Below are 26,012 nucleotides of genomic sequence, written 5' to 3'. Positions count from 1 at the left end.
TAAGAAATGTTATGATTATTTCATAACCAATTTAGGTGACATATGACAAAGAAAAACCGTGTAACATATTCTGCAGCGATCAAACTTGAAACAGCTCAGTTAGTAATTGACCAAGGCTACACTCAAGAAGAAGCAGCAAAAGCTATGAATGTGGGTAAATCAACTGTGAGTAAATGGGTTGCCCAGTTAAAGGTTGAGCGAAGCGGAAAATCACCTTCAGCATCACCTATGACGCCTGAACAAATTGAAATTCGAGAACTGAAAAAGCGTATACAGCGAATTGAATTAGAAAAGGATATATTAAAAAAGGCTACAGCTCTATTGATGTCGGACTCTCTGAACAATTCTCGATAATCGAGAAACTCAATAAGAGCAATAGTCACCCAGTTAAAACATTATGTGATGTATTTGGCGTACATCGCAGTAGTTATAAATATTGGGTTAACAGAGATAAATCAGTATCAACTGATGATTTAAGGTTATCTATTGAAATCAAAGCAATACATAAAGAAAGTAATGGCTCTGCGGGTGCCAGAACTATCTCTGATATTGCATCTTATCGTGGTTTTAATTTAAGTCGGTATCGAGCGGCTAAATTTATGAAAAAATTAGGACTGGTTAGCTCTCAACCGCCAAATCATAAGTACAAAAAAGCAAAGAAAGAGCATATTTCAATACCCAATTTATTAAACAGACAGTTTGATGTAATTGAACCCAATCAGTATTGGTGTGGTGATGTGACCTATGTTTGGATTGGTCACAGGTGGGCATATTTAGCCGTTGTAATTGATTTATTTGCAAGGAAGCCAATTGGTTGGGCTATCTCCTTGTCTCCAGATAGTGAATTAACAATAGCCGCTGTAGATATGGCTTATGAAAGCAGAGGAAAACCTAAAGGTATCATGTTTCACTCAGATCAAGGCTGTCATTACACAAGCTTAAAGTATCGTCAGAGGCTATGGAAATATCAAATAAAGCAAAGTATGAGTCGACGAGGAAATTGTTGGGATAATGCGCCAATGGAAAGGTTTTTTAGGAGCTTTAAAACTGAATGGATGCCGAAAAAGGGTTACATCGATTTTAAAGAAGCCAAAGGTGCAATTACTGATTACGTAATAGGTTATTACAGCGAGATCAGGCCTCATCACTATAATGCAGGCTTAAGTCCAAATGAATCAGAGCGAAGGTTCTGGTTAAATTCTAAAACTGTGGCCAAATTTAGTTGACCACTACAAGGTTTGAAGGTCAGAAACAATGGTCAGCAGATGGCAGATGCGAAAATAAAAATAGACTCTTTTACTCAAGTCATAAATCTATAGGTAATATTTCGAAACTAAAGGAGCTATTTGGTTTTAATTCTCAAATCCACTTAGAAGGCAAACTAACAGAAGAAGTATGACTCTACATTATTACTTTGAAAAACAATTAAAGTTTAATAGCTAATTAACCCCATCTAAAATTTAATTGAATTAACGTTCCAAATTAGAACAAAGCTGTATTATCTACACTTCTTTTAATTAAACTATTAGATCAGATCCTATATACAAATCTACATCTAATAGTTTTAATCTCTACAGATAACCTCAATTAAGTACAAAAAAGGCGAACCATTTCTGGTCCGCCTTTCTAAAATTCACTTGAAGTTTCCAACTACATTAGCAGTTTCCAACTTGATCTCACCGATTTCCAACTTGATCTGTTGTGATCAACAACAAAATTTAGTCTTTGTAAGTATCTACTGCAGGACATGAACAAATGAGGTTACGGTCGCCGTATACGTCATCGATACGGTTAACTGTTGGCCAGAATTTGTTTGCAGCTGCTGCTGGTACTGGGAATACTGCTTCAGCGATCGTGTATAGACGATCCCAAGTATCAGTAATATCAGCAAGTGTATGTGGTGCATTGTGTAATGGGTTGTTATCTGCGGCCCACTCACCTGAACCTACTTTAGTCACTTCGTTACGGATAGATACCATAGCTTCAATGAAACGGTCTAGTTCAACTTTAGACTCAGATTCAGTTGGCTCAATCATGAAAGTACCCGCTACTGGGAACGACATAGTTGGTGCGTGGAAACCGTAATCCATTAAACGTTTTGCCATATCAACTTCAGTTACGCCTGTTTCTGCTTTGATTGGGCGTAAATCAATAATACATTCGTGAGCAACACGGCCGTTAGCACCAGAATATAAGATTGGGTAATGTTGACCAAGCTTATGGGCTAAGTAGTTAGCGTTAGTGATTGCATATTTAGTTGAATCAGTTACGCCTTTTTTACCTAATAAAGCAACGTATAGGTAAGAGATACATAAAATACCTGCACTACCATAAGGTGCTGCTGAAACTGCGCCGTTACCTTTCGTTGATTCATCAACATTAATTAATGCATGATCTGGTAAGAAAGGTGCAAGGTGTGCTTTAACACCGATTGGACCCATACCTGGACCACCGCCACCGTGTGGGATAGCAAAAGTTTTATGTAAGTTAAGGTGAGAAACGTCAGCACCAATAAGACCTGGTGATGTTAAGCCTACCTGTGCATTCATGTTTGCGCCATCAAGGTAAACTTGACCGCCATTATCATGAACAATGTTACAGATTTCTGCGATTGTTGTTTCGTATACACCGTGCGTAGACGGGTAAGTGATCATGATACAAGATAAGTTATCAGCCATTTCAGTTGCTTTAGCACGTAAATCGTCCATATCAACGTTACCTTGCTTATCACAATCTACTACCACTACTTTCATACCAACCATTTGCGCTGACGCTGGGTTAGTACCGTGTGCAGAAGATGGGATCAAACAAATGTTACGATGCGAATCACCACGGCTTTCATGGTATTTATGAATTGCGATAAGACCAGCGTATTCACCTTGTGCACCAGAGTTTGGCTGCATTGAGATGTTATCGTAACCTGTTAGTTCTACTAACCAGTCACCTAATTCGTCGATCATTTTTTTGTAACCAACAGTTTGGTCTACTGGTGCAAACGGGTGCATGTTTGCGAATTCAGGCCAAGATACTGGGATCATTTGTGCTGTCGCATTCAATTTCATTGTACAAGAACCTAATGAAATCATTGAATGGTTTAGTGCTAAATCTTTGTTTTCTAGCTTTTTGATGTAGCGTAACATTTCTGTTTCGCTGTGGTACGAGTTAAATACTGGGTGAGTTAAAAACTCGGAACTACGTACTAATTCAGCTGGGATAGATGTGCTACCGTTTGCAACAATTTGTGCGTCAAGTGCCGCTACGTTTAAGCCATGACCTTCACCTAATAAGATATTAAATAAAGTATTGATGTCGTCACGTGTTGTTGTTTCATCTAATGAAATTGCAACTTGACCATCTACGTCTGTACGTAGGTTAGCGTTGTTTGCTAATGCACGTGCTATTACTTCGTCTTTGTTAGAAACATTAAATGTTAATGTATCGAAGAAAGTATTGTTTGCTGGTGCTAAACCTTTAGCTGTCGTACCTGCAGCTAAGATATCTGCTAAACGGTGAATACGGTTAGCAATTACTTTTAGGCCTTCTGGACCGTGGTAAACTGCGTAGAATGCAGCCATATTTGCTAATAATACCTGAGCTGTACAGATATTTGAGTTCGCTTTTTCACGACGGATATGTTGCTCACGTGTTTGCATTGCCATACGAAGTGCTGCGTTACCGCGAGTATCTTTAGATACACCAATAATACGACCTGGTAATGAGCGCTTGTGCTTATCACTTGTAGTGAAAAATGCAGCGTGAGGACCACCGTAGCCCATAGGTACACCAAAACGCTGAGTAGAACCAATTACAGCATCTGCACCCAGTTCACCTGGTGATTTTAACATTACTAAGCTCATGATATCGGCAGCTACTGCAACAACACCTTTTTTAGCTTGTAAGTCTTTAATTAAACCAGCGATATCTGTGATTTCACCTGTTGCACCTGGGTACTGTAATAAAGCACCAAATACGTCGTGATTTACTGCATCTGCAGCTGGTGCAATAACAACGTCAAAACCGAACATGTCAGCACGTTGTTTTACTAAATCAATAGTTTGTGGATATACGTCATCAGCGATGAAGAATAAGTTTGATTTTTTGTTTTTAGATACACGCTTAGCTAAAGCCATTGCTTCGGCTGCTGCTGTGCCCTCATCTAGTAAAGAAGCTGATGCTAAATCTAAACCTGTTAAATCAATACACATTTGTTGATAGTTTAATAATGATTCTAAACGACCTTGTGCGATTTCTGGTTGGTATGGCGTGTACGCTGTGTACCAGCCTGGATTTTCTAACACGTTACGTAAAATTACGTTAGGTGTTAGCGTACCAAAGTAGCCTAAACCAATATAAGTGTCGTTAACTTTGTTTAAGTTAGCAACGGCTTTTAAATCTGCTAATGCTTGTACTTCAGATTTGCTTTCTTCAATTGCAGGAAGATCAGCTAAACGAATATCCGCAGGTACGATTTCATTGATTAATGCGTCAACAGATTCAGCACCCATGTCGTTTAACATTGCTTGTGTTTGTGCTGCGTCAGGGCCGATATGGCGGCGAATAAAGTCTTGCTTTTGCTCTAACTGCTCAAGAGAGTTGGCGTTTGACATTAGTCCAGATTCCTATGATACAAATAAAATAATTCATACTAGTTAAAAAGTGATATTTAAAACTAGCTAATAAATGGTTTAATCTAAGTTTTTAAAACAAACCATTTTAAAGTTTAAATACCAATTATATTAAGGGGTTAACACTTTTCGCTTGTGTATATTAATATAATGGGTATGTATTTTTACTGCACAACAGTAAAAATATAAAAGCCCAAATACCCAAATTACTGTAAAGAGAGAGGTTCAGAGGCTTGGTAGGGGATTAAATCAAGACGCCGCTTGTAGATAATGGTTTTTCCCTTATCAAAAGCTGCAACGATGAAATAATTCCCTACCGAGCCTCCCTTCGGGTAAGTTGATAAGCAACCATCTTCTTCGTTATAAAAATTTTGAATTGGAATAACCAGTCCTACAATTTTATGCCTTGAATCTAGTCACTTCTTAACTTACTGAATTCTTCTATTTACAGTATTTTGGGTATCTAGAGGCTTTTTATCAACAAAAGAGATTAGTCTTCGTCGATTGAATTTTCGTAACCTTCAGCGTCTAGAAGATTAGCAAGCTCTGACTCGTCAGATGCTTTAACACGGAATAACCAACCGTCACCGTATGCGTCAGAGTTTACTTGCTCTGGTGCATCTTCAAGTTCTTCGTTGATTGCAACAACTTCACCTGAAATTGGTGCATAAATGTCAGAAGCCGCTTTTACAGACTCAGCTACTGCACAATCTTCACCAGCGTCAACTTCGTCACCAACATCTGGTAAATCAACAAATACCATGTCGCCAAGAAGTTCTTGTGCGTGCTCACTGATACCTACAGTGTAAGTACCGTCGCCTTCGTTACGAACCCATTCGTGAGACGTTGCATATTTTAATTCGCTAGGGATATTGCTCATTTTTATGTTCCTTAGTTCTTTATTTAGGCTATTAGCCCATAATTCATTAAATTATTGATTTGCCGTTACGTACAAAGCTAGGCTTAACTACTTTAACATCAACTAATTTTTTACGCATTTCTACTTGTGCAGTTTCGCCAACTGTTTTTGGTACACGTGCAAGTGCAACGCTAAAACCTAAAGTTGGAGAGAAAGTACCAGATGTGATAACGCCTTCGCCACCATCAACAACTACTTTACTACCTGCGCGTAAAACGCCTTTAGCTTCTAATACTAAACCAACAAGTTTATCGACACCTTCAGCTTTTTGTTTAACAAGTGCTTCACGGCCAATGAAGTTACGATCTTCTGGTTCCCAAGCAATTGTCCAACCCATATTAGCAGCAAGTGGTGATACAGTTTCATCCATATCTAAACCGTAAAGGTTCATACCTGCTTCTAAACGTAACGTATCACGTGCGCCTAAACCAGCTGGTGCAACGCCCGCGTCTAAAAGCTTCTGCCATAAATCTGCTGCATCATCATTATGAACAACAATTTCGTAGCCTGCTTCACCAGTGTAACCAGTTGTAGCGATAAATAATTCGCCAGCTTGAACACCAAAGAATGGCTTCATGCCTTCAACAGCTGCAACTTGTTCTGCATTTAAGATAGTAGCAGTTTTTGCTTTAGCATTAGGACCTTGCACTGCAATCATGGCAAATTCTGGACGTTCTGCAACTTCAACAGCAAAATCTTTTGCAACTTCACCGATCCATGCTAAATCTTTAACACGTGTTGCTGAGTTTACAACTAAACGATATTCAGTTTCTGAGAAGAAATAAATGATAAGGTCGTCAATTACGCCGCCGTCATGGTTAAGCATACCTGTGTATAGTGCTTTACCAGGTACAGTTAACTTAGCAACATCGTTTGCTACTAATGTACGAAGGAATGATTGTGCGTCAGCGCCTTTAACATCAACAATTGTCATATGAGATACGTCGAACATACCTGCATCTTGACGAACAGCATGATGCTCTTCAATTTGAGAGCCATAGTTGATTGGCATTTCCCAACCGTGGAAATCAACCATTTTTGCGTTTGATTCTAAATGTTTTGCGTGTAGAACTGTTTTACTTGTCATAATATTCCTGCAATTTATTTAATATCCGGGTAATAAAAACCAAACGGACCGTGGCCTCTTTACGAGGGGAATAACATGAGCCGCGATTATACATAAGATATGCATAAGGGGCACATTTATTTAACTATTGATGAAACCTAATTTTGTAAATTCTTGCTGCCAATTGGCTAATTCTGTTGGGCTTGCTAATAATTCGTAACTATTTCGTTCATTTGCATGTACAGCAGTTACAAATACTCGGCCACTTTGTGCACCAAAACGTTGTTGAGAGTCAGATAAACGTATGCCAGGTGTAAACTTAAATTGCTCAACTAACATATCAAATGCATCATCTCCGCTTACAAGCATAACCGCTAAATCTGAACGATTGATAATATCGATATCGTAAATATCTTCAAAAGGCGATAACCACGCATTGAACAATGCAGGTTGTGTTGTATTTACGATAATGCGGTAAGCTGACTCTGAAAAGTAATACACATCAAGTTGTACTTCAAAATCTGTATTTTTTGGTCTTAGGGTACTTTGTATGCCCATGCCTGGTGCTGTTAATTTAACAACATCAGAATCTAAAATATGACGTAAGAAAGGCAAAGCTGCGCTACCACCAATATCCAACACTTGTTTTTGTGGATGAAAGGTAAAGTTATTCGCATTTTCAATTTGAGTATCAGAATCTAATACGTGATTCGCAAACATCGTTGTATTTAAGATCATTACAGTGCCTTTAATGCTATTTTAGAATATTTAAAAATTATATTGCTGCTTTAATGCAACAACAAATTGTAATTTTAAATATATTGATAAATAATACTTATATTATTCGGTCGATAAATAGAAAATACTAATGAAGAATATCCCAACAGATGCTTTACGTGCATTAATTACTGTTGTTGAAGTAGGTGGTTTTGCCAAAGCAGGTGAATTATTATGTTTATCTCAACCAGCTGTGAGTTTGCAAATAAAACGGCTTGAAGATTTACTTGGTAAAAAACTGTTTAAAAAACAAGGGCAAAGACAAGTATTAAATCATCAAGGTGAGATGTTGCTGCCGCTTGCTAAGCAAGTACTGCAAATGAATGATGCTATTTTACAAAAATTCAGCTCTGAATTACTAACAGGTAAAGTACGTTTAGGTATTCCAAGTGAATTTGCAGCCAGTATTTTACCTTATATTATCGGTGAATTTGTTTCCTTATATCCCGATGTCTCTTTAGAAATAAAATCCGAATTAAGCAAACAATTGATGCATATTAGTAACCGAGAGCAATTTGATTTGGTGCTAACCTGTAATGAACAGCTAGACCATTCTGATAATCCAATCTTTATGGAAGATGAATTAGTGTGGGTGGGCGATTTAAATGTATCATCTGACGATGTTATTTCATTAGTTGTTGCCCCAGAAGGCTGTTTATATCGTAAACGTGCAATCAATGCGCTAGATAACGCAGGCATAAAATGGCGCATTGTTTATACCAATGCCGATTTAGCCGGTTTAACAGCTGCATTAAAAGGTAATTTAGGCATAACAATTTTAACCAAACAAACCGTACCTGCAGAATTAAACCATTCAAGAAGCACCAGTGTGTTGCCTGCTTTAGGCAAAATAGGTATTAGTTTAATAAAAAGAAATCAGCACGAAGATCAAGCCGTTGATAAATTAGCTGAGTTTATTACACTAAGGTTGAAATAACAGATCTGCTATGCAGCTCAGTTGATGGCAACTGCGTTGCAATGCATGGATAAAAATTTAACGATAGATTCCCGATAAAACAACTCGGGAATGACATGTTTTAATCCCTCAGAAATGACATCCTATAATTCCTCAGGCAGTCACCTCCGAAGTGTTTTATCGAAGATCTATTAAGATATAGGTAATAGATTCCCGATAAAGCAACTCGGGAATGACATATTTTACTTCCTCAGGAATGGCATATTTACTCCCTCAAGCAGTCATCTCCGAAGTGTTTTATCGGAGATCTACATGAAAATAAAATAGATTCCCGATAGAAAAACTCGGTAATGAGATGTTTTGGTTTCTTAGTTGCTTTAAATAACTTTAATTTGTCTTTCGCCACGTAGTGGCCACCAGTAAAGCTGTGCAGCAGATTTACTTGCCTAAAGCACTTTTACCAAATATTTGTTTTAATGGCCCTAGGTTATCAACTAAGTTTAGCCCTATGCCACGGATCAGTTTTTTAACTGGGTTTTGCCCTTCAAATAATTCTTTTAATCCTTGCATCATAGCGATGTGTAATTGTGCATCAGATTTACGGGCACGTTCGTACTCTCGTAACACTTTATGCGGAGCAAATTCGGGTTTTTGGACTCTTGTACTGATAACTTCATTTTGTGAGTCTTCACTTAATAAATCTATCATCAATGCTGCATCTTTTAGACCTAAATTCATACCTAAGCCCGCTAAAGGGTGAATGGTATGTGCTGCATCACCCATTAATACAATACGGTTATCTAACCACTTTTTACTATAACGCATGGTTAAAGGAAACGCTGCTCGATCACTGACTATTTCGCATAATCCACATTGACCATCAAAATGTGCCATCAAGGTCTTATTAAACTCTTCATCACTTAATGCTTGTAGCTGTTTTGCATGCTCAGGTGAAGTAGACCACACTATTGAATGGGTGTTTTTTTCTGCTAATGGTAAAAAAGCTAATGGGCCTTCAGGCAAAAACACTTGTCTTGCAACATTATCGTGGGGTAACTGAGTTTTAATCGTCGCTACGATTGCATGATGATCGTAATCCCAAAAAGTAATTGGCATTTTAAATGTTTGACGAATATTTGAATTTGCGCCATCACACGCCACCAGCAATTTAGCAATGATTGGTTGACCGTTTTCTAATGTTAAAAATACATCATTATCAGATTGATGTATTTCCTTATAGCGGGTATTAAACATCAAAGTCGCGTTAGCTTGATTATTTAACTGGGCAATAAGAGATTGGCGGATGACATCATTTTCTACAATATGACCTAAATGTTCAGTATCAAAATCTGCAGCTGTAAATGAAATCTTGCCAAAAGAGTCTTGATCTCTGACATCCATTTTTTGATAACTTTGAGCCCGGGTGGTTATAATATCTTGCCATACTCCTAGTTTTTCAAATAAAGCTTGGCTCGCTAAACTCAGCGCACTGACTCTTAAACCAAACTCTTCACCCACTTCGATTTCACCTGATGCAGAATCTAATACAACGACTTCAACCCCTGATTTAGCTAAACCTAAGGCAAGAGTTAATCCAATACAACCTGCGCCGACAATGCATACTTTTGTTTGCATCATGATACTTTTTCCTCAACATTATCTGATGATAAGCGAACTTTTACTTTACCCATAAGTTGTTTTGCTAATGGTTGTTTTAAATCTGAGCATAAATCCATACTAACAAGCCCTATACTGCGAGTAAGTGCTAGCATACGAGACGAATTTGAAAATAAACGCACTAAACCGTCAGTTAACATTAATACCTTATCTAAATCTTTTTTGCGCTCTAACTCAAATGCACGTAGTACTTCAAAACAGCCTATATCTTGATTATTTTGGTGAGCTTGCGTTATTTTAGTAACCAAAGCTTGTATATCACGTAAGCCTAAATTGAAGCCCTGTCCTGCTATTGGGTGCACTAAATGTGCCGCATTGCCTATTACAGCCACACGATGTTGCACTATTCGCTCTGCACGCCCTAATGCCAATGGATAGCATGCTCTCATTCCCACTTGGCTAAACTTGCCAGCACTAAAACCAAAAGCTGTTTGCAATTGAGATATAAATTCTTTTTCAGGTAGCTCTAATAGTTCTTGTGCTTTTACAGGGCCCTGACACCAGACTAATGAATAACGGTTTTGGCTCATAGGCAATAAAGCCATAGGACCAAATTGTGTAAATCGCTCAAAAGCCTGATTATTATGCCCACCAGCCACTTCAATGTTAGCAATCAATGCTGATTGCTCATAAGCTTGCTTTTTAAAGTCTATATTTAATAAATCACGACTTACAGATTGCCCGCCATCAGCCACGACAACCAATGAAGATGATAATTTAATGCCAGATTTTAGCTCAATAAAAGCTAAGTCTTGTGTAAAGCGATGTGCAACAACTTGATCAGGACAAAATAGTGTTATGCTTTTTGTTTCATCAAGCTGTTTATGTAACGCAAGACCTAAAGGTTTTACTTCTGCCACATAGCCTAACGCATCAAGTTGATACTCTTGTGCGGTTATTTTTGCTTTACCAAAATGGCCTTTATCAGTGACATGAACTGTTTTAATGGCTTCACAATAGTTTAAGCTTTCATTAAATAAATTAAATTTTTTAAGATACTGTGCTGATTGCGCAGCAATCGCGATACTGCGATCATCAAAACTTGGCTGATTTTTTTGTGTGGCCTCAAAGGCTTCAACAACTGCGATTTTAAGTTGCGGACATGATTTAGCTAAACACAAAGCTTGTGTTGCGCCAACTAAACCACCGCCTACAATCACAACATCAAAATGATGTGTGCTTTTTGATAAATCTTGCACTGTCACTCCTGCCACTAAGCCATTAAGCTTTCGATTTGGGCGATAGTTTTAGGTAAAGACTGCGTTAAATTTTCATGACCATCATGTGTTATCAAAATATTATCTTCAATACGCACACCTATGCCTTTGAATTGCTCTGGTGCTTTAGCGTCTTGCGCAACATAAATACCAGGCTCAACGGTTAATACCATTCCTGGCTCAAAAATACGTTCTTTTTCGTCTTGTTTATAATCGCCAACATCATGCACATCTAACCCTAACCAGTGCCCTAAACCATGCATATAAAATGCTTTATAAGCTTCACTTTTAATAAGCTCATCAAGCTCACCTTCAAGTAAACCTAAATCTATCATGCCCTGAGTCAGCACTTCAGTTGCAGCAACAGATGCTTGTTTTAAGGTAAAGCCAGGCTTGTAAAATGACATAGCAGCAATTTGTGCGTCTAATACAAGTTGATAAAGCTGTTTTTGTGGCGCACTAAACTTGCCATTTACTGGGAAAGTACGTGTAATATCAGCAGCATAACCTTCAAGCTCACAGCCCGAGTCTATTAAAACTAAATCGCCATCAACTAATGCGCCTGAATTTTCTGTGTAATGTAAAATATTGGCATTATCACCAGAACCAACAATCGTACCGTATGCAGGATAACGCGCACCGTTCATTGCGTAGTGGTGATGAAGTTCTGCTTCTAATTGAAATTCAAACGCACCCGCTTTTGAAAATTTCATTGCTCTTATATGTGCTTGCACACTTATCACAGCAGCTTTACGCATTAATTCAATTTCGTTTTCTGATTTAAATAAGCGCATTTCATGTACTAAATTACGTACATCTTTAATCACTGCAGGGGCTTTATAACCTTTTTTAGGTCCGCCTCTTAAGGTATTAAGCAATTGCCAAATTTTTTCATCAAACTCAGCATAGGTACCTTGACCGTAATAAAGCGTTGAATGACCATTCACTATAGTCAGTAACGTATCTTTTAGCTCAGATAATGGGAATGTTTGATCGAATAAGAAATCTGATTGCGCACGCTCAGGACCAACGCGTCTGCCACACCAAATTTCAGCGATTTTATCTTTATTACGACAAAATAATGTTGATTGATTTTTGGCACTTGGAGATAACACTAAAACAGCTTCTGGCTCTAAAAAACCAGTTAAATATAAAAAATCACTGTCTTGACGAAATGGGAATTCAGTATCTCTGCTACGTGTTAATTCAACGCCAGCAGGAATAATAGCGATTGAATTGGTATCCATTTTTTTTAATAAATTGTCTCGACGATTTTTAAATTCGATTATGTTCATTATTATTCCAAAAGTCTTTTTTGATACAGCTAGAAAACTTCTCAAAGTAAAAGACCACTTAGTGGCCTTAATATGGAGTTTAAGCAATTAAATTAATGCAATGTTTTACTTGGAGATGCTGAACTTTGCTGTTTTTTACCTAGCTCTGCAAAACATAATAATGTTGAAATGCGTGCATACTCTATAATTTCATATAAAGCTTGTGCATCATCTTCAGTTTCATCAAAGTGGGTATCTAATTTACTGATCTCAGTAAAGTCAGTGATCACTTCTTTTACATCTGGTGATAATTTAACGTAATTTTTTTGTTTTAAACCAAAACCTAATAAAAAACCAGATACCCAAGCTACTAAAGCATTGGCTTGATCCGCTTGAGATTCATCTTCATGAGGCAGGTATAGTTCAAACGACAGATCATCTTTATCTAAGTTTGATGTGACTAATTTATAAAAGTCAGCAAAAAAAGACTTTAATTCACTATTAAAATTTTGCCCTTCGTTAAATACATCGCTCAATATTTGTAAATACTCATCACTTTGAATATCTAAACCACATGCTAATAAGCCGCTAATTACACCATGTACTTCAGACGGCATGATATGAATTTCATTTTGCTCTAATACTTGCTGGACTTCTTGATAATCTTGAATTTGACTCATGACGGATTTTAAACCTGAATTTGTGCACTGAATATGTATTAATGCTACCACTGGGTAAAGCGCAAAACCACTAAATTGCAGTAGCTTGAATAAATAAACAACCATTTGTTTATATTAGTAGCATTCAGATCAATTTTTTGAAAAAAAATGTAGAGGTTTGCTACGACTCATATATACTTAAATTGTTCCCTGTGGTGTTGGTGTACGAGTTACGTCCCTGAGCCGATAAACTTTTTACCAGGAATTCAGTTAACCTTCTATTGAGCAAGCTTGGCATGTACCGAGAAGCCTACGGAAGGCATCTGAGCTCCGACCTGAGCCATTGGGTTCAGGACCAATACTTGAAACCGCGTCTTGGGGAACACCTTTATTTTTAAGTAAGTTTTTAGTATTCGCTTCATTTTTTAATCTACTAAATTAATTCCCAAAGCATATAATAACCTTACTGCTTCGTATCTGCTAAAGCTCGCATTTTCTACTTTGTTTCTATTAATATTAATATCGTAATTAATCGCCCCCGCAAATTTTGCACCGGTTAAATTCGTATTTGAAAATAAGCTATTATTTAAATCTGTATCTTGAAAGTTAGCCTTAGTAAAGTCAGCTTCTCGAAAATCAACATCATGTGCTCTACATGCTTTTATTGCTATTTCGGCTTGACTTAGACCATAAAAGGAACTTGAATTGATCATACACTGATTAAATTTTAATAATGAGCCCAATGCTAAATCGCGCCAATAAGCTTTAGTCCAATCAACACCAAGCATTTTACATTCAGTAAATACAACATCAGAAAACTTACTATTGCTCACCGATAATGAATTGAGATTACATTTATCGAAGTTGCAATCAATAAATTCACAACTTTTAAATACCGCACTACTAAAATCACACGATACAAACTCACAGGAATCAAAAACGTTACCTGTTAATGATAATTCACTACAAGTTACGTTATTAAAAGTTTGATTGTATAACTCTTTTTCTTTTAAGAATAATTGAGACATTTTTTTCTTTTTGATTAAAAATCATATTATGGGGACATTGTATTTAGTTAAATTTAAATTGCACCGATTTTTTAAGAACTTATACCAATTGTTTAATAACAGATAAAAACCAAAAAAGCCTAGCTAAAAGCTAGGCTTGGGGTGTCTATAATCCAGGGAAGAACTAAGACTAAAGTTTGTTAAACAGAAAACTTAGAAAGTTTGAGTGAAACCAACTGTGAATACACGTTCACGAATATCATATAGTGAAGGTACTGGACTACGTGGATCACTTTCAGATCTAGGCGGAGTTTGTTCCAATAGGTTTAAAATACCTAAAGAAACTTTACTATTCCAAGGTGTGTAATATGTGTATGAAAGGTTATGGCTTAAGTAGCTATCCAATGTATCAGTAACCTCAACACTTGTAACACCATCTACAACAGTTTCAGCTGTATCTTCCATTGCAGAAAGGTAAGTTGATGATAAAGCAACATTATGTGAATCTAGTGTCCAACCTAATTGCAGAGTTACACGATCTTCAGGTCTAAATAATGCACCTAACTCATCTTGACCTAATACAATATCTCCATTTTCATCAATGAAACTTGTTTTAAATTTCATCATATGAGTCCAGTTTAAATCTACAGTAAAATCACCAGAAGAAGTTTCAATATTACCGCGAACTGTGATATCTGTACCTGCTGTTTCACGTGTACCTGAATTTGTTCTTGGACTAATGATTTCATCTATATTATTCGCACTACCTTGATAAGAAATAGCGACTCCAGGTAATTGACTTGAAATGTCTGCATTTGGACCTTCTGTTTCCCAAAGGTTAATTTGCATTATTTGAATCAATTCTTCATCAATTGTTGAAACGCGCTGATCAACATCTAATGTCCAATAATCAACTGTTGTTGACCAACCATCAGCAAACTCCCAAACAAAACCAATATTTGTATTTTCAGATTCTTCCGGCTGTAAATCTTCATTACCGCCTGACGTACCCCAATAGCTATCTTTGTAATCACAATCTTCGATTGAAATACCTTCTTGATAACAAGCAATATAGTTAGTTTCGTCTTCTAAATGACCGCGAGATTTTAAACCGTATAAATCTGTTAATAGTGGCGCTTGGAAACCTGTACCTATAGATGCTCTTAGCAATAACGAATCGATTGGACGGTAGCTCATTTTTAATGCAGGATTAAATGTACTACCAAAGTCACTAAAGTCATCATAACGTGCAGCTAAGTTGACCTCTAAATCATCAATTACTGGGATAACAAGTTCAAAGAATGCAGATTCAACAGTACGAGCACCTTCACCACCGCTACCGCCATTACCACCACCAACATTATCAGCTTCAGCTTGTGCATCTATATATGAATAATAAGTATCACGAGTATGAGATGCACCAACATAGCTTGACATTGTACCAGCTGGTAGTTCCATAACATCAAATGAAATACCACCAGTTATACCTAATTGCTCAGTGAAACGGCGTTTATCAAAGTTAGCACGGACTGATCCTGGTGGTACTGAATCTGGATCACGAGGATCCCAACCTGACCAATTCCCATCAGCATCTTCAGAACCGATTGCCGCAGTTAATGCTGGTGTACTTGTGTAATTAGTACCCCAAGTAAATGCATCATAACGAGCATAGCTTGTATTTAAATCCCAAACGGCATCACCGATGCTGCCTTCTAAACCAATTACAAAATCAAATGTGCTATCACTGTGTTCAGCAGTACGATCGCCTAATGTATTCATTCGGTAACCAAACCAACCACCCTCATCAATAGCTGTTAAAGTCAGATCAGTACCATCTTCTGTAGTAATTGAACGCTCAGGTAATGCTTGATCCGTTGGGAACCAAGCTGGAACGCCTGCAGAGACATCTAATGTTACAGAATTCATCCATAAACCACGAGCATATAACTGAATATCATCGGTTAGCTCGTAAGTAAGGTTTGCCATTAAAGAATCGCGACGGTAATCAGGAGTAAGCTGAGCTGAATCAGTATAATCATAACCACATACAACACTATCAGTACCAAAAGGGCCCATTATTGTGCCTGTACCATTACCAGTATTGTAAACATCACAGTTATTTTGCGTGTTTAGCGCTTGACTAACCCAACCATTGCTCGCTTGCTCTACAGTTCGGCCCGTACCACTAACGCCGTGCCAGTTACCTCTATCACTTGGATCTAAACCTTCTTCTTGTAATTGTGCTTTTGCATAATCAAAATCAGACATATAGATAGCATCTTTTTCATAATGCTCCCAAGAAAATACCATGCTACCTTTATCACTTGAAAGGCCGCCAGTAAAAGTAAAGTTTTGCGAGTCTGCGCCTTTTACCGTATCAGGGAATTCACTTTTAGCACCAAATTCAATGCCATCAAATTCTTTTTTAAGCACAATATTAATAACACCCGCTACAGCATCAGAACCATAAACTGATGAAGCACCATCTGTTAATACATCAATACGCTCAATTGCCGCATTTGGGATCAAGTTTAAGTTAGATGTACCACCAGCGATTGGTGATTTAGACATTCTTACGCCATCAATTAGTATAAGGGTTTGACGAGGATCAGCACCTTTAAGTGCCATAGTTGCTGTTGCAGCCCAACCATTATTGGATTCGCCACCAAAAGATCCAAACGGATTAAGTGATGAATTACGTAGTACATCAGCTACAGTTGAATAACCAGTGCTTTCCATTGTTGCAGCTGAAAAAGATACGATTGGAGATGCGCTTTCTAACTGAGTACGCTTAATACGCGAACCCGTTATCGAAATACGCTCTACTTCTTCAACTGACTCTTCAACTGCAGCTGTTGAAGTAGCAGAAAAAGAAAGCAGGGAACCCATGCTTAATGCTACTAATGATCTTTTATATTTGTCTAATCCTGAACGATTCATGTTAACTCTCTTGTTTTATTTATTGCACTTTCTCGCTTAAAAGATAGCGCAGTTATTTCCCGGGCGTATTTATACAACAATATATTGTATACTTTCTACAAAAATTAACATTAAGTTACAATCTGTGAACGTTTTAGTTTCAAAAAGCAGTAATTTAAATATGTAATCAACTGAAATAAAACAAAAAATAAACATTGCATACTTTATATAATCTAAAGCTATAAACTATAACCATTAGCGATTAAAAGTAGGTACAAGCTAAAATCATTGACTTAGTGGGATATTAATAGGTTTAAGTTATTATAGATAAAACATAAAAAAGCCAAGATAATTTAGAATTACCCTGGCTTTATTGTTATTTTTAATTTGCATTAAGAAGTTGTTAATTCTCCCGTGAATGAAATGCAATTTTTACTTTTTCAACCAACATATAATTGACAGGTATTAATATTAAAGTGATAAAAGTCGCAAATAAAATACCAAAACCAAGTGATACTGCCATAGGTATTAAAAATTGCGCTTGAGTCGACTCTTCAAATAATAGAGGCATTAAACCAATAAATGTTGTTAAGCTAGTTAGCATCACAGGTCTAAATCTTGCTGCACCGGCTGTCATCACGGCGTCCATTAATTTATCTGCATGTTCGCCCATTTGCCCACGCTTTTTATTGATAAAATCAACTAACACTAAAGAATCATTCACTACCACACCTACCAGTGCCAACATGCCCAGTAAGCTCATTATGGTTAGCTCCATGCCCATAATCCAATGGCCCATCACAGCACCTATCATGCCAAATGGGATCACACTCATCACTATTAATGGCTGTAAATATGATTTAAATGGGATAGCTAATAAACCGTAAATAATAAAGAATACAAATAATAACGCCCAGCCTAATGAGCCAAATGACTCCCTTTGCTCTTTCGCTTCACCTTCCAATGAATGGTTAACACCTGGGTATTGCATTATTAACTCATCTAAATACTCTTTAAGATCAGCTTGTAATATCGTCATATTGGTATTTGTTTTCTCAACATCAGCGGTTACATTTACTGTTCTATATCTATCAACACGATTAATAGATGCAGGGCTTTGACCCGGAATTAAGGTTGCTATATGCGACAAAGGCACATTACCCCCGCGCGGAGTCGTGATCAGTATATTTTCTAAGTCTGATACTGATGCTCGCTCATTTAATGGTAAACGTACCATTACACGCACATCATCTCTACCGCGTTGAATGCGCTGTACTTCAGCACCAAAAAATGCACTTCTAACTTGGCGAGATGCTTCTACTCGCGTAAACCCTAACGCACGACCTTGATCTGTTAATTCAATTTGAAGCTCTTCTTTACCATTAGATAAGCTATCTGCAATCTCAAAAACCGTAGGATAAGTTGCTAATCGGGTTTTAACTTTATCAGCTACTTCCTTCAGTGTTTCTAATGATGTTGCTGTTAACTGCACATCAATTGGATCTGAAGAGCGACCAAGCTCAGCTCTAAATGTCAGACTTTCGGCCCCTGGTACTGTGCCAATTAATTTGCGCCACTCCCTTACAAGCTCCTTAGAGGTGATTGTGGACTCTCTTTGCTCTGGCGGAATAATTTCAAAACGGACTCCTCCTGAATGAGATACCCCACCTCTACCCCCTGTTGTCGCTAATATATTTAAAATTATGCTTTGACCTGTTTCGGAGTCTCTATATTTTTCTTGTAAGTCATGGGCTTTATCAGCCATTTTAATCACAAATTTATTTGTCACCTCAAAAGGTGTACCTGTAGGCAATGTTAAATTAACTCTTACAGTTTCACTTGGAATACGCGGGAAGAAAATAAACTTAGTCCAACCACTTGTGATTAAAGTGACTATGATAATAAATACACCAGCAAATAAACTTAGTGTGGCTAACTTATGCTTTAAAGCTGTAATTAATAATGGTTGGTAATATTTTAAAATGGCACGTTCAAAACCATCAGCAAATTTATGTTGAAAACGCTCAAATCTACTTGGTTCAGATTTTTCGTGACGTAATTTAATATTTTTTAAATGCGAAGGAAGAACAAATTTAGATTCAATCAATGAGAAAATTAATACAGGTATAACAACAACTGGAATTTGTGCAAACAAGGCACCTCTATTACCTTCAATAAATGCTAATGGTAAAAAAGCGGCAACCGTTGTTAAAATACCAAATGTCACTGGCGTGGCAACTTCTTGTGTGCCTTTGATGGCGGCATATTCGCCTGACTCTGCATTTTCTAAATGGGTGTAAATATTCTCACCTGTAACAATGGCATCATCTACCACTATGCCGAGCACTAAAATAAAACCAAATAGACTCATAATATTAAGTGTTATACCAAAAAATGGCATTGCGATAAATGCGCCCATAAATGAAACTGGAATACCCACACATACCCAAATCGCAATTGCAGGTCGTAAAAATAAGGTCAAAAGAATTAAGACTAAAAAGCCACCTTGCATCGCACTGGTTGTTAAAGTAGAAATACGATTTTTTACTATTTGAGAATCATCATCCCAATAATTTAGCTCGTAACCTAAAGGTAGATTTACTTGGCGTTGATCAATATAGTTTTTTACTTTTTGGGCAACATCTATGGCACTTTGCTGACCAATACGATAAACATCAATGAAAGCAGCTTGATTACCATTAAAACGTGTTCTTACCGGTGTTTCTTCAAAATCATCTCTAATTATTGCAATATCATTTAAAGTTAAAATAGAACCATCGGTATGTGTTTTTATTGCTATAGCGGCATATTCATCTTTACGGTAAGCTTGCCCTTTTGAGCGAATAAGTACATCTCCCCCTTGGGTTTTTATATTTCCCGCAGAAATATCAGCGCTTGAATTAGAAATGGCAGAAGATACTTGACTAATACTCAAGCCATATTGATTTAACTTATCTTGAGATATCTCAATTGCCACTTCATAGTCTCTCACTCCACTGAGTTCTAATTGCGTAATACCTGGAATTCGTAATAAATCATCACGTACTTGCTCTGCAAACTCTCTAATTTCTTTTTCACCATACTGGCCAGAAACAGTTACTGACAGTACTTCACGTTTTCTCTGTGATAAGGCTACAACAGGCTTTTCTGCATCAACAGGAAATGTATTAATCGCATCAATTCGACTTTTTATATCAGCCAACATTTCTCTTGGATCATAACCAGATTCAACTTCGATTGTTACCGAGGCAGAGCCTTCTGAAGAACGACTTGAGATTTTTTCTATGCCGTCTAGATCTTGTACTGCTTCTTCGATACGAATGGCGACTCCTTGCTCTACATCTTCTGGCGTAGAGCCTCGCAGTGATACTTTTACACTAATTTTATCTGTTTCAATAGATGGAAATACTTCTAAGGGTATTTGTGTGATTAAGCTAAATAATCCAGTAAATATAATCGTGACCATTAGCAGATTTGATGCTACATGATTTCGGGCGAACCAAGCGATCATGATTCACCTCTTTTATTTTTACGTGCTAATTGTCTTTGCTTCTGACCTGCGACTCTTACTGGTGTTCCTGAACTAACTTGGCCTAAAGGTGTGATCACAAGATTATCTTTAAAGTTTAAGCCTGATGATATAATCGCATCTTGGCTATTTTGCCAGCTGATAGTGATATCTTTACGTTTAAGTACCCCTTTATCAACAATATACACATAGCTGCCTTGATAAATCGCACTGTTAGGAATAACAATGGCATTTTTAACTTTTTTACCTTGGATGCTCGCTGTTAAGTATTGCCCAATTTTAATCGGTGATTTTTGATTATGGCTGACATCAAAAGGGTTTTTAATGTGCGCAACAATATAAAGCTGTTGCGAATCGGTATCTATGGCACTTTCAGTTCTCACAACTGTGCCTTGCCATGTTTGCAAACCTACAAGCTCTGAAGTAAGAGACACAGATGTGCCATCTATTTTTTTATTACTATTACGAAACTCCTCAGGAAAAACCATTAGCCCAAGATCTTTATTTTTAATAGGCAAACGAATTTCAACTACATCCGTTGCATAAATATCAGCTAACTGAGTATTAGCAGATACAACCTGGCCTAAATCCACGTACTTCTTTAATATGCGGCCAGCGTAAGGCGCGACAATTTGACTTCTTTCTAATGCTAAATCTGTTTTTTCTAATTGTGCATGGGCTGATAACACTTGTGCTTTTGCAGCTTCAAGTTGTGGCTGCCTTAAAACTAAAGCCGACGGTTTATTACCGTTACCTAACCTTTTCCAATCAACTAATGCTTGATCTACTCTAGCTTGCTCTTCCAATAGTCCTTGTTTTGCTGACATTAAACTTGCTTGCGCTATTTTTTGCTCAGCTAAATAATCTCGATCATCTAAAGTGACTAATGCATCCCCTTTTTCAAAAAAGCCACCTTCTCTAAACTGATCTTGTACTTGTTTGATTTGCCCCGATACTTGAGACACTAATACACTTTGAATTTGTGGTTTTACTGTACCAAAACTTTCAATCATAACGGGATATGTTTGCGGTTTTAACCTTTGAACCTCAACTGTCATTTGAGGTGCTTGTGATGCTTTTCCTCTTTGACTACTTGGAGGATTACTTTTAATAAAAGCAACCGAAATAGCCGTTAGGGTTAAAATAGTAACTGGGATAAGTATTTTTTGTATTTTATTCATAAATTATTTAGCCATTTCATTTTGTTCTGCAGTGGAAAAGTCACCACCTAACGCAATATGCAATTGAATTCGATTTCTGATTAATTGATTTTTTATTTGTATCACTGTGCTTTGCGCATCAAAAGAGCGACTTTGAGCATCAAGAACTGTAGTGTAATCAACTAAACCACTTTGGTAGTTTTCAAATGATAGCCTTTGTGCCGCAATGGCATTTTCCTGTGCCGCTAACATCATTTGATACCTTTGTTTTAGGCTACTTTCTTGAGTGACTGCGTTCTCAACATCTAAAAATGCGTGATGTAAAGTTTCTAAATAACCTTGCTCTTTTTGCTTGAGTAATAAACGCGCTTTTTCTTCATTTGCTTCTAGCTTGCCAGCATTAAGTAGTGGCATGGCTAAATTACCTAACAATGACCAGCCTAGTGCTGATGCAGAAACAACATCAGATAAATCTGAACCACTGTTACCTATTGATGCTGTTAGATTGATTACTGGAAACCTTTGCTTATGCGCATATGCTAATGATGCGTCAGTTGCTAAAAGTTGATACCAAGAGGCTATCAGCTGAGGTTTACGTGTAATAAGCTCTGATGGTAAGCCTGTTGGAATATCTGAGTTTAATAAAGGCAAACTTGCATCAATAGCTAATGCTCCTTTTGGATAATCTCCTAAAAGTAATTCAAGAGAACGAATAGCCTCTATTTTTGTTGCTTTTTGTTCAACAGTACGTGAAAGCTCACTATTGACTTCGTTACGCGATAAATACACATCTAATGCGCTATTTAGCCCTTGCTGATAACCTGATTCGATGATGTCCAAGTTCTGCTGAGTATTATCAGCGCGTTGTTGATATAACTGAGTTAATTGATTAGATTCAATCACTTTAAACCAAGCTATCACCACATCTGCAACTAATTGTAGCCTAGCTTGCTCATAATTAGCTTGTTCAGATAAATAGTCTAAATTTGCTTGTTTATTTAAATCAGATAACTTGCCCCATAAATCAATTTCATACTTAATATTCAAATCAACAGAAGTACTATTTGTATAATCACTTGGGAATGTATTTTTTCTACGACTACTTGAAACAGCTAAATCTAAAGATGGCCAAAGAGCGCTACCAGAAATCATAAGCTCTTGCTTTTTCATTTGAAGTGAATATGCCTGTTGTTTTAAGGCGAAATTATTATTTAAAGCGACTGAAACTAATGTTTGGATTTGCTCATTGCTAATTTGACTCAACCATCCACTATTAACATCTTGTACTTGGGTACTATTTTGCCAAGTTTGCGGGACATTTGATTGACGTAATGACTCATCAAGTTCATAGGTTGTGGTGTTACACGCACTTAATAAAATACAACTTAGAAATACACTTAATGGTTTAAGGCGCTGCCTCATATACTAAAACCTATTTAAATTTTCAACACTTTATTGTAAACCTAGTCAATAAAATATCTAAAGCAACTTTACATAAGCTTACATTGATGCGGATCAACTGAAAAAAATGCAATTTTTGTATGATCTAATTACATTAATTAAAAGTAGGTCAAACGCTTGTCTCTACTTTTATTAAAGTGGCAATATGAAAAAAAACACCCAATTGGATAGCTTACTATTAAATTCAATAGCGCAAGCTGGTATGGCCGTTTGTATTAAGGATGAAAATAAAACAGTATTAAAAATCATCCCCTAGGGTTGAAATTAGAGGTTATTTGATTTTTTAAAAATAGGTAAAACTTGAGAATAAAGCCGCTCGGATTCAATTGTAAATCCCTGACTACCATTGCTTTCCAATTCCTCCACCAAAGCGTCTGATGAAATCCAGGTATACATATAAAAAGGAGTTTGATTATTAGTTCTCATTGCTAAATGTATAATCGAGAAACATAATACAGCAACAAAAAAATAAATTGGCTACTGCCATTTTTTGCTAACTGAACTTCTTTATTGATGGTATTTGAAAACTCAACAGTTTCATTTTTAAGTCTATTGAGTTGTTTTGATAATGAATCATCTAATTTATAGCCTTTACCATGGACAGTTTCAATTAATGGACCTTTATAACCTGCTAATGCAAATATATTTCGGGTTTGAGTAATAAGCTCAGGCAAACACCAACTCGTAATTTCTTTATTCTCATAAGTAACTTGGATCAACATGTGCTTAGAGCAAACATCTGGGGAGGCTTCAATTAATAGTTTAAAAGCAAAAAAGTACTTTCATCAATTTGAACTAAATTAGTATTGATTTTTAATTGAGTGTTCTCGGAGTCTATCGAAAAACCCTTAAAGCAATATTCCATAAATATTAAATATATCCCTATTTCATCCTGTGAAAGAATATGGCAAGTATCAATTAAAAAAACAATGAAAAAGTTTATTTTAGGGTTATTTATTAAGTAAGCATTCTAATTCAGAAAAATAAAGAATTGTTAATTGATAATTAAAAGGTGGGTTAGAAACTAAAAAACCAAGCATATGCTTGGTTTTTTGTTATTCATAAGAATAAATGGTGCCTCGACGCGGAATCGAACCACGGACACGAGGATTTTCAATCCTCTGCTCTACCGACTGAGCTATCGAGGCACATTAACTGTGCTTTGCCTAAAAGTAATAATAAATGGTGCCGACTAACCGAGTCGAACGGATAACCTGCATGAGTTACTGATTACAGTTTCTCAATTTCATATTTACTAATAAATGGTGCCGACTAACCGAGTCGAACGGTTGACCTACTGATTACAAGTCAGTTGCTCTACCAGCTGAGCTAAGTCGGCACACTAAAATCGTACTAGAGTCGTTTAATGTTTAAATAAAACGAAAAAATGGTGCCTCGACGCGGAATCGAACCACGGACACGAGGATTTTCAATCCTCTGCTCTACCGACTGAGCTATCGAGGCACATTAACTGTGCTTTGCCTAAAGGCAATAATAAATGGTGCCGACTAACCGAGTCGAACGGATAACCTGCATGAGTTACTGATTACAGTTTCTCATTTTCATATTTACTAATATATGGTGCCGACTAACCGAGTCGAACGGATAACCTGCATGAGTTACTGATTACAGTTTCTCATTTTCATATTTACTAATATATGGTGCCGACTAACCGAGTCGAACGGATAACCTGCATGAGTTACTGATTACAGTTTCTCATTTTCATATTTACTAATAAATGGTGCCGACTAACCGAGTCGAACGGATAACCTGCATGAGTTACTGATTACAGTTTCTCATTTTCATATTTACTAATATATGGTGCCGACTAACCGAGTCGAACGGATAACCTGCATGAGTTACTGATTACAGTTTCTCATTTTCATATTTACTAATATATGGTGCCGACTAACCGAGTCGAACGGTTGACCTACTGATTACAAGTCAGTTGCTCTACCAGCTGAGCTAAGTCGGCACACTAAAACCGTCTAACGTTTAAATAAAACGAAAAAAATGGTGCCTCGACGCGGAATCGAACCACGGACACGAGGATTTTCAATCCTCTGCTCTACCGACTGAGCTATCGAGGCACATTAAATTGTGCTAATTAAACGTAATAATAAATTTAACTTTAATACAAATATTGCCGACTAATAGTATCGAACGTATAACCTTCATGAGTTACTGATTACAGTTCCTCATTTTCATTTTTAGTAAAAAATGGTGCCGACTAACCGAGTCGAACGGATAACCTGCATGAGTTACTGATTACAGTTCCTCATTTTCATTTTTAGTAAAAAATGGTGCCGACTAACCGAGTCGAACGGTTGACCTACTGATTACAAGTCAGTTGCTCTACCAGCTGAGCTAAGTCGGCACACTAAAACTGCCTAACGTTTAAATTAAACGAAAAAATAAATGGTGCCTCGACGCGGAATCGAACCACGGACACGAGGATTTTCAATCCTCTGCTCTACCGACTGAGCTATCGAGGCAAAAACTATAAAGCTTTTACTTTTTGAGTTTCCGTAAAATACCAAAACTTTAAATAAATGGTGCCGACTAACCGAGTCGAACGGTTGACCTACTGATTACAAGTCAGTTGCTCTACCAGCTGAGCTAAGTCGGCACACTAAATCACAACTACTTTTTTATAAAAGTATAAAAATGGTGCCTCGACGCGGAATCGAACCACGGACACGAGGATTTTCAATCCTCTGCTCTACCGACTGAGCTATCGAGGCAGTACCTGACAAACTTTGCATCCGTCTTGGTGTGCGGCGTATTAAACTGGTTTTAGGTGTTT

At 37.1% G+C, this 26,012-nt stretch carries 16 protein-coding genes, 9 tRNA genes and 1 other RNA gene; 3 read left to right on the top strand and 23 right to left on the bottom strand.

The features are described 5' to 3' along the window. The first annotated feature begins 42 nt into the window (after positions 1-42). A protein-coding gene (locus PSA_RS24475; RefSeq protein ID WP_371257771.1) for an IS3 family transposase occupies positions 43-1,226 on the top strand; the annotation gives its coding sequence in 2 pieces (ribosomal slippage) (positions 43-301 and positions 301-1,226; 1,185 coding nt in all). 492 nt (positions 1,227-1,718) lie between these two features. Here PSA_RS24475 and gcvP read toward each other — a convergent pair. The 4 genes from gcvP to PSA_RS08380 form a co-directional block, all read right to left on the bottom strand. Continuing rightward, positions 1,719-4,607, bottom strand: coding sequence for an aminomethyl-transferring glycine dehydrogenase (gene gcvP / locus PSA_RS08395; RefSeq protein WP_042153061.1), 2,889 nt, complete (start codon positions 4,605-4,607; stop codon positions 1,719-1,721). Between the two features lie 508 nt (positions 4,608-5,115). Beyond that, a complete protein-coding gene (gcvH, locus tag PSA_RS08390) occupies positions 5,116-5,505 on the bottom strand; it encodes a glycine cleavage system protein GcvH (RefSeq protein ID WP_042153058.1) in 390 nt (129 codons plus the stop codon). A gap of 46 nt (positions 5,506-5,551) precedes the next feature. Then, entirely contained in the window at positions 5,552-6,631 is a 1,080-nt protein-coding gene (gene gcvT / locus PSA_RS08385) for a glycine cleavage system aminomethyltransferase GcvT (protein WP_042153055.1), read from the bottom strand. Between the two features lie 120 nt (positions 6,632-6,751). Then, positions 6,752-7,348 carry a hypothetical protein gene (locus tag PSA_RS08380; RefSeq protein WP_052380271.1) on the bottom strand — a complete coding sequence of 199 codons (597 nt, stop codon included), beginning with the start codon at positions 7,346-7,348 and terminating at the stop codon, positions 6,752-6,754. 130 nt (positions 7,349-7,478) lie between these two features. Here PSA_RS08380 and PSA_RS08375 point away from each other — a divergent pair, with 130 nt between their 5' ends. Further along, complete coding sequence (locus PSA_RS08375; RefSeq protein ID WP_042153053.1) at positions 7,479-8,324, top strand: LysR substrate-binding domain-containing protein; 846 nt, start codon at positions 7,479-7,481, stop codon at positions 8,322-8,324. A gap of 417 nt (positions 8,325-8,741) precedes the next feature. On the opposite strand, the gene PSA_RS08370 is transcribed toward PSA_RS08375, so the two are convergent. From PSA_RS08370 to PSA_RS08355, 4 genes are all read right to left on the bottom strand, one after another. After that, positions 8,742-9,941, bottom strand: coding sequence for an FAD-dependent monooxygenase (locus PSA_RS08370; RefSeq protein WP_042153050.1), 1,200 nt, complete (start codon positions 9,939-9,941; stop codon positions 8,742-8,744). Continuing rightward, the gene (gene ubiH / locus PSA_RS08365) at positions 9,938-11,179 is read right to left on the bottom strand and encodes a 2-octaprenyl-6-methoxyphenyl hydroxylase (protein WP_042153048.1); all 1,242 of its coding nucleotides are present in this window, start codon (positions 11,177-11,179) and stop codon (positions 9,938-9,940) included. The genes PSA_RS08370 and ubiH overlap by 4 nt, the downstream gene beginning before the upstream one ends. A gap of 14 nt (positions 11,180-11,193) precedes the next feature. Further along, complete coding sequence (pepP, locus tag PSA_RS08360; protein ID WP_193216568.1) at positions 11,194-12,492, bottom strand: Xaa-Pro aminopeptidase; 1,299 nt, start codon at positions 12,490-12,492, stop codon at positions 11,194-11,196. Positions 12,493-12,584: 92 nt separating this feature from the next. Beyond that, positions 12,585-13,151 (bottom strand): UPF0149 family protein, encoded by a 567-nt coding sequence (locus PSA_RS08355; RefSeq protein WP_042153065.1) that lies wholly within the window; start codon positions 13,149-13,151, stop codon positions 12,585-12,587. A 183-nt stretch (positions 13,152-13,334) separates the two neighbouring features. Between PSA_RS08355 and ssrS the strand changes: the two genes are divergently transcribed. Further along, positions 13,335-13,516, top strand: a non-coding RNA gene (gene ssrS / locus PSA_RS08350) — 6S RNA. A gap of 39 nt (positions 13,517-13,555) precedes the next feature. Here ssrS and PSA_RS08345 read toward each other — a convergent pair. From PSA_RS08345 to PSA_RS08275, 15 genes are all read right to left on the bottom strand, one after another. Beyond that, positions 13,556-14,158, bottom strand: coding sequence for a pentapeptide repeat-containing protein (locus tag PSA_RS08345; RefSeq protein WP_042153045.1), 603 nt, complete (start codon positions 14,156-14,158; stop codon positions 13,556-13,558). Positions 14,159-14,350: 192 nt separating this feature from the next. Further along, a complete protein-coding gene (locus tag PSA_RS08340) occupies positions 14,351-17,077 on the bottom strand; it encodes a TonB-dependent receptor domain-containing protein (protein WP_042153042.1) in 2,727 nt (908 codons plus the stop codon). Between the two features lie 382 nt (positions 17,078-17,459). Further along, positions 17,460-20,567 carry an efflux RND transporter permease subunit gene (locus PSA_RS08335; RefSeq protein ID WP_042153039.1) on the bottom strand — a complete coding sequence of 1,036 codons (3,108 nt, stop codon included), beginning with the start codon at positions 20,565-20,567 and terminating at the stop codon, positions 17,460-17,462. Beyond that, complete coding sequence (locus PSA_RS08330; protein ID WP_042153036.1) at positions 20,564-21,766, bottom strand: efflux RND transporter periplasmic adaptor subunit; 1,203 nt, start codon at positions 21,764-21,766, stop codon at positions 20,564-20,566. The genes PSA_RS08335 and PSA_RS08330 overlap by 4 nt, the downstream gene beginning before the upstream one ends. Positions 21,767-21,769: 3 nt before the next feature. Beyond that, positions 21,770-23,167 carry an efflux transporter outer membrane subunit gene (locus PSA_RS08325; RefSeq protein WP_042153033.1) on the bottom strand — a complete coding sequence of 466 codons (1,398 nt, stop codon included), beginning with the start codon at positions 23,165-23,167 and terminating at the stop codon, positions 21,770-21,772. Between the two features lie 467 nt (positions 23,168-23,634). Next, on the bottom strand, positions 23,635-23,928 hold the full coding sequence (locus tag PSA_RS08320; RefSeq protein WP_042153030.1) for a hypothetical protein: 294 nt from the start codon (positions 23,926-23,928) through the stop codon (positions 23,635-23,637). A gap of 350 nt (positions 23,929-24,278) precedes the next feature. Beyond that, positions 24,279-24,354: transfer RNA gene (locus PSA_RS08315), tRNA-Phe, on the bottom strand. A 115-nt stretch (positions 24,355-24,469) separates the two neighbouring features. After that, a tRNA-Thr gene (locus tag PSA_RS08310) sits at positions 24,470-24,545 on the bottom strand. 49 nt (positions 24,546-24,594) lie between these two features. Continuing rightward, positions 24,595-24,670: transfer RNA gene (locus PSA_RS08305), tRNA-Phe, on the bottom strand. Between the two features lie 435 nt (positions 24,671-25,105). Beyond that, a tRNA-Thr gene (locus PSA_RS08300) sits at positions 25,106-25,181 on the bottom strand. A gap of 39 nt (positions 25,182-25,220) precedes the next feature. Next, a tRNA-Phe gene (locus PSA_RS08295) sits at positions 25,221-25,296 on the bottom strand. A gap of 211 nt (positions 25,297-25,507) precedes the next feature. Next, positions 25,508-25,583: transfer RNA gene (locus PSA_RS08290), tRNA-Thr, on the bottom strand. Positions 25,584-25,625: 42 nt separating this feature from the next. After that, positions 25,626-25,701 (bottom strand) — tRNA-Phe (locus PSA_RS08285). A gap of 58 nt (positions 25,702-25,759) precedes the next feature. Further along, positions 25,760-25,835, bottom strand: a tRNA-Thr gene (locus tag PSA_RS08280). Positions 25,836-25,874: 39 nt separating this feature from the next. Then, a tRNA-Phe gene (locus tag PSA_RS08275) sits at positions 25,875-25,950 on the bottom strand. Between the last annotated feature and the right edge of the window lie 62 nt (positions 25,951-26,012).

Source organism: Pseudoalteromonas sp. '520P1 No. 423', assembly GCF_001269985.1.
Lineage (GTDB): Bacteria > Pseudomonadota > Gammaproteobacteria > Enterobacterales > Alteromonadaceae > Pseudoalteromonas.
The sequence above is the reverse complement of the archived record's forward strand: the minus strand, read 5'-3'. Positions and strand labels throughout refer to the sequence as shown.

What these genes read in the sequence shown, in the direction of transcription:
- PSA_RS08335 (WP_042153039.1), bottom strand. Translation starts at nt 20,567, where the DNA reads ATGATCGCTTGGTTCGCCCGAAATCATGTAGCATCAAATCTGCTAATG.
- PSA_RS08345 (WP_042153045.1), bottom strand. Translation starts at nt 14,158, where the DNA reads ATGTCTCAATTATTCTTAAAAGAAAAAGAGTTATACAATCAAACTTTT.
- PSA_RS08380 (WP_052380271.1), bottom strand. Translation starts at nt 7,348, where the DNA reads ATGATCTTAAATACAACGATGTTTGCGAATCACGTATTAGATTCTGAT.
- PSA_RS08375 (WP_042153053.1), top strand. Translation starts at nt 7,479, where the DNA reads ATGAAGAATATCCCAACAGATGCTTTACGTGCATTAATTACTGTTGTT.
- PSA_RS08355 (WP_042153065.1), bottom strand. Translation starts at nt 13,151, where the DNA reads ATGAGTCAAATTCAAGATTATCAAGAAGTCCAGCAAGTATTAGAGCAA.
- gcvT (WP_042153055.1), bottom strand. Translation starts at nt 6,631, where the DNA reads ATGACAAGTAAAACAGTTCTACACGCAAAACATTTAGAATCAAACGCA.
- PSA_RS08325 (WP_042153033.1), bottom strand. Translation starts at nt 23,167, where the DNA reads ATGAGGCAGCGCCTTAAACCATTAAGTGTATTTCTAAGTTGTATTTTA.
- PSA_RS08340 (WP_042153042.1), bottom strand. Translation starts at nt 17,077, where the DNA reads ATGAATCGTTCAGGATTAGACAAATATAAAAGATCATTAGTAGCATTA.
- gcvP (WP_042153061.1), bottom strand. Translation starts at nt 4,607, where the DNA reads ATGTCAAACGCCAACTCTCTTGAGCAGTTAGAGCAAAAGCAAGACTTT.
- PSA_RS08330 (WP_042153036.1), bottom strand. Translation starts at nt 21,766, where the DNA reads ATGAATAAAATACAAAAAATACTTATCCCAGTTACTATTTTAACCCTA.
- pepP (WP_193216568.1), bottom strand. Translation starts at nt 12,492, where the DNA reads ATGAACATAATCGAATTTAAAAATCGTCGAGACAATTTATTAAAAAAA.
- PSA_RS08370 (WP_042153050.1), bottom strand. Translation starts at nt 9,941, where the DNA reads ATGATGCAAACAAAAGTATGCATTGTCGGCGCAGGTTGTATTGGATTA.
- PSA_RS08320 (WP_042153030.1), bottom strand. Translation starts at nt 23,928, where the DNA reads ATGTTGATCCAAGTTACTTATGAGAATAAAGAAATTACGAGTTGGTGT.
- gcvH (WP_042153058.1), bottom strand. Translation starts at nt 5,505, where the DNA reads ATGAGCAATATCCCTAGCGAATTAAAATATGCAACGTCTCACGAATGG.